Source organism: Monashia sp. HAY1-2A, from assembly GCF_056755315.1.
In genome coordinates this window covers 1-10,604 of record NZ_JBNDHY010000146.1, presented here as the reverse complement: position 1 = coordinate 10,604, position 10,604 = coordinate 1, and the positions used below count along the sequence as shown (strand labels likewise).

The window sequence follows — 10,604 nt, the reverse complement described above, 5'->3', positions numbered from 1 at the left end:
GGCGTCCCGCAGCCCCGCCGCGTCGTGCGCGAAGACGGTCGGACGCACGCCGTGGAGGGCCTCGGTCGTGCCCGCACGTCGGTCGCGGCGTGTCGGAGGACGCCACGCCAGGCCCTAGCATCGGCGCGTGCACAGCTTCGACAAGGACGCCGACCACCTCGCCGTCGACAAGGTCCTGAGCTACGCGCGGGAGCGCCTCCTCATGGACCCCATCCCGTTGGACGGGGCCCAGACCGAGGAGTACCTCCAGGCGGCCGTCGGTCAGACGATCACCCCGGCCGGCCTCGGACCGACGCGCGCGATGGAGCTGTTCGAGCACACGCTCGCACCGGCCTGCCTGTCCACCGACCACCCGCGCTACCTGTCCTTCATCCCGTGCGCCCCGACGCGGGAGGCGGCGGCCTTCGACGTCGTCGTCGGCGCGTCCTCGATCTACGGCGGCTCGTGGATGGAGGGCGCCGGGGCGATCTATGCCGAGAACCAGGCGCTGCGCTGGATCGCCGACCTCGCTGGCCTGCCCGAGTCGGCCGGTGGCGTGTTCGTCCCCGGGGGCACGGTCGGCAACCTGTCCGCCCTCGTCGTGGCCCGTCACACGGCCCGGGCCCGCGCGACCGAGGCCGGCACGGGCGCGCGTCCGTACCGCATCGCCGCGACCGACAACGCCCACTCGTCGGTCGTCTCGATGGCCGCCGTCATGGACGCCGAGGTCGTGGGCGTGCCCGTCGACGAGAAGCTGCGCCTCACCGGGCCCGAGCTGCGACGCGTCCTCGAGGAGCACGGGCCCGACACGTTCTTCGCCGTCGTCGCGACGTCCGGGACGACGAACTTCGGCGTCGTCGACGACCTCGCCGCGGTCGCCGAGGTGTGCCAGGAGTACGGCATCTGGCTGCACGTCGACGGTGCCTACGGCGGTGCGGGCCTCGCGGCGCCTTCGGTGCGCCACCTCTTCGCGGGCATCGAGCACGCCGACTCCTTCATCGTCGACCCGCACAAGTGGCTCTTCGCGCCGTTCGACTGCTGCGCCCTGCTCTACCGCGACCCGACGCTGGCCCGCATCGCGCACACCCAGGAGGCCGGGTACCTCGACGTGCTGACGTCGGCGCCCGAGTGGAACCCGACCGACTACTCGATCGGCCTGACGCGGCGGGCCAGGGGCCTGCCGTTCTGGTACTCGCTCGCGGTCCACGGCACCGATGCCTACGTCGAGGCGATCGAGAGCACGCTCGAGGTGACCCGCTTCGCTGCCGAGGAGGTCGGGCGGCGGCCCTACCTGGAGGTCGTCCGCGAGCCCGACCTGTCGGTCGTGGTGTTCCGACGCCGCGGCTGGGGCCCCCAGGACTACGCGGCGTGGACCGACCGGCTGCTCGCCCAGGAGTTCGCCTTCGTCGTGCCGACGACGTTCCGCGGCGAGACGCTGACGCGCTTCGCCATCGTCAACCCGCACACGACCAAGGAGGACGTCTCGGCGATCCTCGATACGATGTCCTGACGCCCGAGGGCCGGACTCGCGGCCCTGTGACCGATGGGGTCGCTGGGGCCGCTGGGGCTGGTGTGGCCGCCGTGACGATGAGTCCGTCGAAGCCGCGGCCGGAACGCGACGACACCCCGGCGAGCCGCCACGCGGCTGAATGACACCCTTGTCATTTGCGTCTAGGGTTGGCCCCGGAGCCAACGCAGCAGCACTCGTGCTGCTCGACGTCACCGGGGGTGGTCGGCACCGGCGCGGCGCAGCCCGCGTCGGCGGTCGGCCCACAGCGGGACCAGCACGACAGCACGACAGCGACCGAGCAATCGACGCGACGAGACGGGGACATGAGCACAGAACACGCCACGGCGCAGCCGCACCGCCACGACTCCGGGGGCGGCCTGAGCGACCGCGATCTCGAGATCCTGGCCTTCGAGCGCCAGTGGTGGAAGTACGCCGGCTCCAAGGAGCAGGCCATCAAGGAGCTGTTCGACATGAGCTCCACGCGCTACTACCAGGTGCTCAACGCGCTCCTCGACAGCCCGGAGGCCCTCGAGGCCGACCCGATGCTCATCAAGCGCCTGCGCCGGATGCGCGCGAGCCGCCAGCGGGCGCGCACGACCCGCCGCCTCGGCATCAACGTCTGACCCTCCCGCCGCGCCGCCCTCGTGCCGGCGCCGCGCGCACCACCCGACGTCTCGGCCTGCGCCTCGTCCGCGTGGTTCACTTCCCCCATGGCCGAGGTGACGATCCGCCGCGCCGGGGCCGACGACGCCTTTATCGTCGCCGCGCTGCACCTGCAGTTCGCCCGCGAGCTCGGCATGCCCTCGGAGCAGGGCTACCTCGACCGCTTCGTCGACGCGTGGCTGCAGGAGCGGCCGGACCGCCCGACGTGGATCGCCGAGAGCCGGGGGGAGCACGCCGGGATCCTCGAGACGCGCCGCATCCGGGCCCTGCCGTGGCCGGGCCGGCGTGACGTCAGCTGGCTGCACGTCGGCGGCCTCTTCGTCGCCCCGAGCTGCCGCGACCGCGGGGTGGGCAGGGCCCTGACCGAGGCGATGATCGAGTGGTCCCGCTCGACCGACGTCAAGTGGATCCGGCTCAACGCGCCCGACGCCCGGGCCCAGGAGTTCTACGAACGGCTCGGCTTCACCTCGCCCGGCACGCTCATGGAGTTCGACCTGAGGGACCCGTCATGACGCGCCCCGGCCCCACCAACTCCATCGTCGACGTCGCCGGGTTGCGCGTCGGGCACGCGACGCGCGACGAGGCCGGCTGGCTCACCGGGACCACGGTCGTGCTGACCCCGCCCGGCGGTGCGGTCGCGGGGGTCGACGTGCGCGGCGGCGGCCCCGGCACCCGCGAGACCGACCTGCTCGACCCCCGCAACCTCGTCGATCGTGTCGACGCCGTCGTCCTCGGCGGTGGTTCGGCCATGGGTCTCGCGGCCGTCGACGGCGTGGCTCGGTGCCTGCTCGCCGACGACCGGGGCTGGCCCATGGGGGAGGGGCGCGTCGTGCCGATCGTGCCGGGCGCGATCCTCTTCGACCTCGGCCGCGGCGGCACGTGGGAGCACCACCCCGGTGCCGACGAGGGCCGCGCCGCGTACGAGGCCGCGCGGCAGGCGTCCGTCGGCGAGGCGCCGGCGGCAGGCTGTGTCGGCGCGGGCACCGGTGCCAAGGCGGGTGGCCTCAAGGGCGGGATCGCATCGGCCAGCGTCGTGCTCGAGTCGGGGGTGACCGTCGCGGCGCTCGTCGCAGTCAACGCGGTCGGCTCGGCCGTCGATCCCGACACCGGCGCCATCCACGGCGTCCGGTACGGCCTGGGCGACGAGTTCGCCGGCATCGGCGTGCCCTCCGCCACGGAGGTCGCCGCCGCCCGCGAGCGGGGTGACGCGCTCGCGGCAGCCGGGGTCGCCATGCCGGGCCTCGCGACGACCATCGGCGTCATCGCCACCGACGCGACGCTGACAAAGGCCCAGTGCGCCAAGCTCGCCGGCATCGGGCACGACGGCTTCGCCCGCGCCATCAAGCCGGTGCACACGCTCTTCGACGGCGACACGCTCTTCGCCCTCGCGACCGGCGCCGGCCCGGCGCCGGACCCGCTCGCCCTGACGGTGCTCATGGAGGCCGGTGCCGACGCCGTCGCCCGGGCCATCGCCCACGCGCTGCTCGCCGCGACGTCCGTCGACCGCACGGCCGAGGGCGGGGTGGCGCTGCGCTCCTGGCGCGACGCGTTCCCCTCCGCGGTCAGGGCCTGAACCCTCCGGATCCCGACCAGTCCGCGCATCCGCTGGGCGCTCGGATGCGGCTCAGGGCAGCAGGTCCAGGTGCGCGTAGCCCCGCCGGAAGGCCTCGGCGAGCCCGGCCACCGGGTACGGCAGCCGCCGGTCCGGCTCTCGCACCGCGTCCTCGACGTCGACACCGGCGCTTCGGCGCTCGCGGATGACCGCGGCCACCGCGGCGACCTCGTCGCGTTGCCGCGCGACGAACCCCACGTCGACGGGCCGGCCGTGGCCGGGCACGACCACGGTTCGGTCCGAGGTCTCGACGAGGTGGGCTGCCAGGGTGTCGGCCCACTCCAGCGGCCACGAGTCGTCGCCGAAGGACGGGTGGGCGCTCTCCTCGACGAGGTCGCCCAGGAACAGGGCGTCGGTGTCGGGGACTGCGACAGCGACGTCGCCGTCGGTGTGGCCGCGTCCGTGCCAGGCCATCGTCACCACGCGGTCGCCGAGGTCGACGGTCGCGTGCGAGCCGAACGTCCGGTCCGGACGCCGGACCCGCGTGGCGAGGACGTCGACGACGTCCTCGGCCGTGTAGCCGGCCTCCGGGGCGTCGCCGGGGTCGGCCCGGAAGAGGGCCCTGATCCGATCGGCGTGGTCCTCGATGGTGCGGCCGACGTTGTCGTGGGCATGGACCGTCGCGTCGTCGAAGGCGATGTTGCCGAACGTGTGGTCGAAGTGGACGTGCGTGTTGACGACGTGGGTGACGACGATGTCGCGGCCGAGCCGGCGCACGTCGTCGAGGACCCGGCGGCCCTGCGTGCCGCTGCCCCGCGTGTCGACGACGACCGCGCCGTCCCGCCCGAGGACGAGGCCGACGTTGACGTCCCACTCGGGGTAGCGGGCGACGAGGACCCGGTCGGCGACCTCGATGAAACCGGTGGCTCGCCCCGGCGTGGTCCGCGTCGCGTCCTCCATGCGCGCCACGGTAGTGGTCCCGGTCCCGGGAGGCGCCCCGAGCCCGATTCGTCTAGTTTGGGGGGTCATGTCCTTCGACTCCGGGGCCCGCCCTCCACGCGCGAACCGTCGTCCCGTGCTCCTGCTGTCCGCCCTCGCGGCCATCGTCCTCGCCGGTGTCGGCGGGGTGACCTTCTTCTCCGGCGACAGCTGGCGTGACGAGGCGATGTCGTCCGGCGTGTTCCCGACCCTGCCCGGCGACGAGTTCTCCACGCCGCCGACCGACGAGCCGTGGTGGACCACGGCCGGCGACCCGCCGACGTCCGGCGGCCCCACTTCAGGGGTGGCGACCGCGACCGTGCTGCCGGTGACGGCGTCGCCGCCGTCCGCGACCTCCACGACGAGCGCCGTGCCGACGAGCACCGCACCGGAGCCCGGCCCGTCGGCGACGCGCGCACCCTCCACACCACCCTCGACCGGCACGCCGTCCCCCTCCTCGACGAGCGACCCGAGGCCCGGCCCCCGGCCGACGAAGACGACTCCGCCCTCCCCGACGCCGACCTCCTCGCCGACCTCGAGCGGCTCTGGCTGCTGGCTGCTCGTCATCTGCTGACGCGTCGCCGCGGCATGGGAGCCTGATCGCATGGACTGCGTCTTCTGCTCCATCGTCGCGGGTGACGTACCGGCCGACGTCGTGCTCGACGAGCCCGACCTGCTCGGCTTCCTCGACCGGCGACCGGTGTTCAAGGGACACGTGCTCCTCGTGCCACGCCGCCACGTCGACACCCTCCTCGACCTGCCGCAGCCGCTGCACGCGCCGTTGCTCGGGGCGGCGCAGCGGCTCGCCGGTGCCGTCGTCGAGGGGCTCGGCGCCCAGGGCAGCTTCGTGGCGATGAACAACGTCGTCAGCCAGTCGGTGCCGCACCTGCACGTGCACGTCGTGCCCCGGACCAAGGGCGACGGCCTGCGGGGCTTCTTCTGGCCGCGCACGACGTACGCGTCCGACGCCGAGTCGGCCGCCTATGCCGCCCGCCTCGCGGGAGCGTTGGCGCCGCCGGTGGCGCGCGCCGACGCCTGAGGCGCGCGTGATCACCGCGACGGCTCATCGGCGAACGGGTCGGCATCGTGGCCTGCTGTTTGCACTCTCCGGGTCAGAGTGCCAATAATGGCGTTAGCACTCTCCAGGTGGGAGTGACAGAACTGGGCCGCACGCCGAGGGCTCGGTCCCGCAGCGACGTGAGCTGCCGGGTCCGGTCCCATCCGTCGCGGGCGTCGTGCGGGCCGCCACCAACGATTCGCGTGGGAGGAACCACCCGAATGGCCAAGACCATTGCGTTTGACGAAGAGGCGCGTCGCGGCCTCGAGCGCGGCATGAACACCCTTGCCGACGCCGTCCGCGTCACGCTCGGCCCCAAGGGCCGCAACGTCGTCCTGGAGAAGAAGTGGGGCGCCCCCACGATCACCAACGACGGTGTCTCGATCGCCAAGGAGATCGAGCTCGACGACCCGTACGAGAAGATCGGTGCGGAGCTCGTCAAGGAGGTCGCCAAGAAGACCGACGACGTCGCCGGTGACGGCACGACGACGGCCACCGTCCTCGCCCAGGCCATGGTGAAGGAGGGCCTGCGCAACGTTGCCGCGGGCGCGAACCCGATGGCCCTCAAGCGCGGCATCGAGAAGGCCGTCGAGGCCGTCTCCGCGTCGCTGCTCGAGTCCGCCAAGGAGGTCGAGACCAAGGAGCAGATCGCCTCCACCGCCAGCATCTCGGCGGCCGACGAGGAGATCGGCGGCCTCATCGCCGAGGCGATGGACAAGGTCGGCAAGGAAGGCGTCATCACCGTCGAGGACTCCAACACCATGGGCCTCGAGCTGGAGATGACCGAGGGCATGCGCTTCGACAAGGGCTACATCTCGGCGTACTTCGTCACCGACACCGAGCGCATGGAGGCCGTCCTCGACGACGCCTACGTGCTCGTGGCCAACAGCAAGATCGGCAGCATCAAGGACCTCATCCCGCTGCTCGAGAAGGTCATGCAGTCCGGCAAGCCGCTGCTCATCATCGCCGAGGACATCGAGGGCGAGGCCCTGGCGACCCTCGTCGTCAACAAGATCAAGGGCACGTTCAAGTCCGTCGCCGTCAAGGCCCCGGGCTTCGGCGACCGCCGCAAGGCGATGCTCACCGACATCGCGATCCTCACCGGTGGCCAGGTCATCTCCGAGGAGGTCGGTCTCAAGCTCGAGAACGCCACCCTCGACCTGCTCGGCAAGGCGCGCAAGGTCGTCGTCACCAAGGACGAGACGACCATCGTCGAGGACGCCGAGGACCGCACGCAGATCGAGGGCCGCATCGCCCAGATCAAGGCCGAGATCGAGAAGTCGGACTCCGACTACGACCGCGAGAAGCTCCAGGAGCGCCTCGCCAAGCTCGCCGGCGGCGTCGCCGTCATCAAGGCGGGCGCGGCCACCGAGGTCGAGCTCAAGGAGCGCAAGCACCGCATCGAGGACGCCGTCCGCAACGCGAAGGCCGCCGTCGAGGAGGGCATCGTCGCCGGTGGTGGCGTCGCCCTCATCCAGGCCGCCAAGGCGCTCGACGCCCTCTCGCTCGAGGGTGACGAGGCCACCGGCGCGAACATCGTGCGCGTCGCGACCGAGGCCCCGCTCAAGCAGATCGCGATCAACGCCGGCCTCGAGGGCGGCGTCGTCGCGGAGAAGGTGCGCGGTCTCGCCCCCGGCCACGGCCTCAACGCCGCCACGGGCGCCTACGAGGACCTCCTCGAGGCGGGCATCATCGACCCGGTCAAGGTGACGCGTTCCGCGCTGCAGAACGCGGCGTCGATCGCGGCGCTGTTCCTCACGACCGAGGCCGTCATCGCCGACAAGCCGGAGAAGGCCGCTGCGGTCCCCGGCGGCGGTGACATGGACGGCATGGGTGGCATGGGCTTCTGAGCCCGCTCGCTCCACCACAGAGCACGCCCAGGAGGGCGGCTCCCCGGACGGGGAGCCGCCCTTCGGCGCCCCCGCGGCAGATGCCGCCGGTCAGCGGGCGAAGAGGGCGCGCGTCGCGGTCTCGTGCTCGGCGTAGGCCCGGGAGGCCTTGAGCGTCAGGCGCCCGACGTCGGCGAGGGACTCGGTCATCTGGGCCTGGACGCGCTGGTAGTCGGCCATGACCCGCTCGAACTCGGCCTTGGCCGGCCCCTGCCAGTCGCCGCCGAGGCCGGCGAGGCGGCCGCGCAGCTCGGCGGAGCTCGAGGTGATGCTGTCGGCGAGACGGTTGATGTCGGCCGCCGCGGCGGCGATGCGCTCGGTGTCGACGACGGAACGGGTCATGGGGTCCTCCTGCTCGATCGGGTGGCCGACCGGTCCGGTGGCCTCGTGTCCCGAGGCTAGGTCGGTGCCGCGGGAGGCGTCGGGCGTCATCCACAGCCGCGACCGTCGGGGTCCTGGCCTAGGCTCACGAGTCATGACCGTGTGGATCGACCAGCCGATCTGGCCCGCCCACGGTCGGCTCTTCGCGCACCTCGTCAGCGACACGTCTTACGACGAGCTGCACGCCGTCGCCCGCGCCGCGCAGCTGCACCCGAGGGCCTTCGACGGTGACCACTACGACGTGCCCGAGGGGCGCTGGCAGGACGCCGTCGAGGCCGGGGCCACCCCGACCTCGGGGGTCGACCTCGCCCGCCGGCTCAACGCGTCGGGGCTCCGGCTGCGCAAGCGCAAGCGTGACCGCGGCGTCCGTCGCATCCTCGACGTGCCCTTCCCCAACGGCGCGAGCGACGTCGACCTCGTGGCGTCCGACGAGCCGCTCGACCCGGCCCGTGTGCTCGCCGCCATGGTGTTCGTCCGGGACCGGCGCGGGGACTTCGTCGTCGTCCACAGCGTGCGACGGGGGGAGTGGGGCTCGCCCGGCGGCTGGCGCGAGGCGGACGAGACGCCGGTCGAGAACGCCGTGCGCGAGACCTTCGAGGAGACCGGCCTGCGGCTGCGCCACCCGGACGTGCTCCCGTGCGGCTACGAGCGCTTCACGCCACGCTCTCCGGACAACCTCTTCACGCCGGACAAGCCGTTCCTCCAGGTGTTCCGCACGCGCCTCGACGCGGTCCGCCCGGCCATCACCGACGGCGACGACGGCATCCACGAGACGCGATGGGTGACCCCGCCGGAGTACGCGCAGCTGTGCAGCCACCTCTTCTGGTGGCCGCTCGCGGTCGAGGTGTTCCCTGACTTGCGCGGCTGAGGCGCCCGCGCGACGCTGAGCATCGGCTCGCACACCGACGTGCCGAACCTCCTCGACGACAGAGAGGTGCCCTCATGGCGTTGCCCAGCCCCGGCTACTCGATCACGGTGCGCGTGGAGGTGGCCGCCCGGGCCGACGCCACGGCGGGACTCGTCGCGGCGATCCAGGGGGCAGGCGGTTCGGTCACCGCCCTCGACATCGCCGAGTCGAGCCACGACCGGCTCGTCGTCGACGTCACGTGCAACGCCTCGGACGCGGACCACGCCGACCGCATCTCGACGGCGCTCGCGGCCCTGCCGGGCGTCTCGGTGCGCAAGGTGAGCGACCAGACGTTCCTCATGCACCTCGGCGGCAAGCTCGAGGTCATGCCGAAGGTGCCGCTCAAGCACCGCGACGACCTCGCCCGCGCCTACACCCCGGGCGTCGCCCGCATCTGCCAGGCCATCGCCGAGCACCCCGAGGACGTGCGGCACCTGACGATCAAGCGCAACACGGTCGCGGTCGTCACGGACGGGTCGGCGGTGCTGGGCCTCGGCAACATCGGGCCGGCGGCGGCGCTGCCCGTCATGGAGGGCAAGGCCGCGTTGTTCAAGCAGTTCGCCGGCGTCGACGCGTGGCCCGTCTGCCTCGACACGCAGGACACCGAGGAGATCATCCGCATCGTCAGGGCGATCGCGGTCGTCTACGGCGGCATCAACCTCGAGGACATCGCAGCGCCGCGGTGCTTCGAGATCGAGCGCCGACTGCGCGCCGAGCTCGACATCCCCGTCTTCCACGACGACCAGCACGGCACCGCGATCGTCGTGCTCGCCGCGCTGACGAACGCCCTGCGCGTCGTCGGCAAGTCGATCGCCGACGTCCGGATCGTCGTGAGCGGCGTCGGCGCGGCGGGCCACGCCATCATCGAGCTGCTCCTCGCCCAGGGCGCGACCGACATCGTCGCCTGCGGCAGCCAGGGCGTGCTGACCCACGGGGAGAGGTACGCCGACCCGGACCGCCAGTGGATCGCCGACCACACCAACGTGTCCGACGAGACGGGTTCACTGCGGGACGTCATCGCCGGGAGCGACGTCTTCATCGGCGTATCCGCGCCCAACCTGCTCACGGGTGCCGACATCGCGACGATGGCCGACGACGCGGTCGTCTTCGCCCTGGCCAACCCGGACCCGGAGGTCGACCCCGTCGAGGCGGGGGAGCACGCGGCCGTCGTGGCGACCGGGCGCTCGGACTACCCGAACCAGATCAACAACGTGCTGGCCTTCCCCGGGTTCTTCCGCGGCATGCTCGACGCTGGCTCCGCCCGCATCACGCAGGCGGTCATGGTCGCCGCCGCGACCGCCATTGCCGACGCCGTCTCCCCGGCCGAGCTCAACGCCAGCTACATCGTCCCGTCGGTCTTCGACCCGGTCGTCGCACCCGCCGTGGCGGCCGCCGTGCGCCATGCCGTCGAGGCGGAGGCCGACCCCGAGGCGGCGTCGCGGGCAGCGGCGGGCGCGGGGAAGCAGACGGCGGCAGGCGCGAGCCTCGAGGCGGAGGCGGACGCTGCACGCCCGGCCTGACGGGCCGGGAGCCCCGCGCGACAGGCGTCAGCGGTAGTTGGTGAAGTTGAGCGCGACGTCGAGGTCGGCCTCGCGCAGCATCTTCTGCACAGCCTGGAGGTCGTCGCGGGACTTGCTCGTGACGCGCAGCTCGTCGCCCTGGACCTGGCTCTTGACGCCCTTGGGGCC

11 protein-coding genes are annotated in these 10,604 nt (G+C 72.7%); 8 read left to right on the top strand and 3 right to left on the bottom strand.

Going from position 1 to position 10,604, the window contains the following annotated elements; translation table 11 throughout:
• Window positions 1-127 precede the first annotated feature (127 nt).
• The 4 genes from ACPYOM_RS17755 (at window position 128) to ACPYOM_RS17740 (ending at window position 3,725) form a co-directional block, all read left to right on the top strand.
• A complete protein-coding gene (locus ACPYOM_RS17755) occupies window positions 128-1,489 on the top strand; it encodes a pyridoxal phosphate-dependent decarboxylase family protein (protein ID WP_481340483.1) in 1,362 nt (453 codons plus the stop codon).
• A 323-nt stretch (window positions 1,490-1,812) separates the two neighbouring features.
• A complete protein-coding gene (locus tag ACPYOM_RS17750; RefSeq protein ID WP_481346973.1) occupies window positions 1,813-2,112 on the top strand; it encodes a DUF3263 domain-containing protein in 300 nt (99 codons plus the stop codon).
• A gap of 87 nt (window positions 2,113-2,199) precedes the next feature.
• Entirely contained in the window at window positions 2,200-2,664 is a 465-nt protein-coding gene (locus ACPYOM_RS17745; RefSeq protein ID WP_481340487.1) for an N-acetyltransferase family protein, read from the top strand.
• Window positions 2,661-3,725, top strand: a complete 1,065-nt coding sequence (locus ACPYOM_RS17740; protein WP_481346972.1) for a P1 family peptidase — start codon at window positions 2,661-2,663, stop codon at window positions 3,723-3,725. The genes ACPYOM_RS17745 and ACPYOM_RS17740 overlap by 4 nt, the downstream gene beginning before the upstream one ends.
• A gap of 51 nt (window positions 3,726-3,776) precedes the next feature.
• Here the strand turns inward: ACPYOM_RS17740 and ACPYOM_RS17735 are convergent, their stop codons facing one another.
• On the bottom strand, window positions 3,777-5,288 hold the full coding sequence (locus ACPYOM_RS17735; protein WP_481346971.1) for an MBL fold metallo-hydrolase: 1,512 nt from the start codon (window positions 5,286-5,288) through the stop codon (window positions 3,777-3,779).
• On the opposite strand from ACPYOM_RS17735, the gene ACPYOM_RS17730 reads away from it, so the two are divergent.
• Both ACPYOM_RS17730 and groL read left to right on the top strand, forming a co-directional pair.
• On the top strand, window positions 5,287-5,721 hold the full coding sequence (locus ACPYOM_RS17730; RefSeq protein WP_481340493.1) for an HIT family protein: 435 nt from the start codon (window positions 5,287-5,289) through the stop codon (window positions 5,719-5,721). The two genes, ACPYOM_RS17735 and ACPYOM_RS17730, sit on opposite strands and share 2 nt — an antisense overlap.
• 239 nt (window positions 5,722-5,960) lie before the next feature.
• On the top strand, window positions 5,961-7,589 hold the full coding sequence (gene groL, locus ACPYOM_RS17725; protein ID WP_481340495.1) for a chaperonin GroEL: 1,629 nt from the start codon (window positions 5,961-5,963) through the stop codon (window positions 7,587-7,589).
• Between the two features lie 90 nt (window positions 7,590-7,679).
• Here groL and ACPYOM_RS17720 read toward each other — a convergent pair whose 3' ends face one another.
• Window positions 7,680-7,970, bottom strand: coding sequence for a WXG100 family type VII secretion target (locus ACPYOM_RS17720; RefSeq protein WP_481346970.1), 291 nt, complete (start codon window positions 7,968-7,970; stop codon window positions 7,680-7,682).
• Window positions 7,971-8,103: 133 nt separating this feature from the next.
• Between ACPYOM_RS17720 and ACPYOM_RS17715 the strand changes: the two genes are divergently transcribed.
• Together ACPYOM_RS17715 and ACPYOM_RS17710 are read left to right on the top strand one after the other, a co-directional pair.
• Window positions 8,104-8,877: a DUF4031 domain-containing protein gene (locus tag ACPYOM_RS17715; protein WP_481346969.1), complete on the top strand. Its 774-nt coding sequence runs from the start codon at window positions 8,104-8,106 to the stop codon at window positions 8,875-8,877.
• Window positions 8,878-8,951: 74 nt separating this feature from the next.
• The gene (locus tag ACPYOM_RS17710) at window positions 8,952-10,436 is read left to right on the top strand and encodes an NAD-dependent malic enzyme (RefSeq protein WP_481346968.1); all 1,485 of its coding nucleotides are present in this window, start codon (window positions 8,952-8,954) and stop codon (window positions 10,434-10,436) included.
• Between the two features lie 27 nt (window positions 10,437-10,463).
• Here ACPYOM_RS17710 and ACPYOM_RS17705 read toward each other — a convergent pair.
• Window positions 10,464-10,604 (bottom strand): nucleotide-binding YajQ family protein (locus tag ACPYOM_RS17705; RefSeq protein WP_481346974.1); only part of this gene is annotated, 141 nt, incomplete at its 5' end.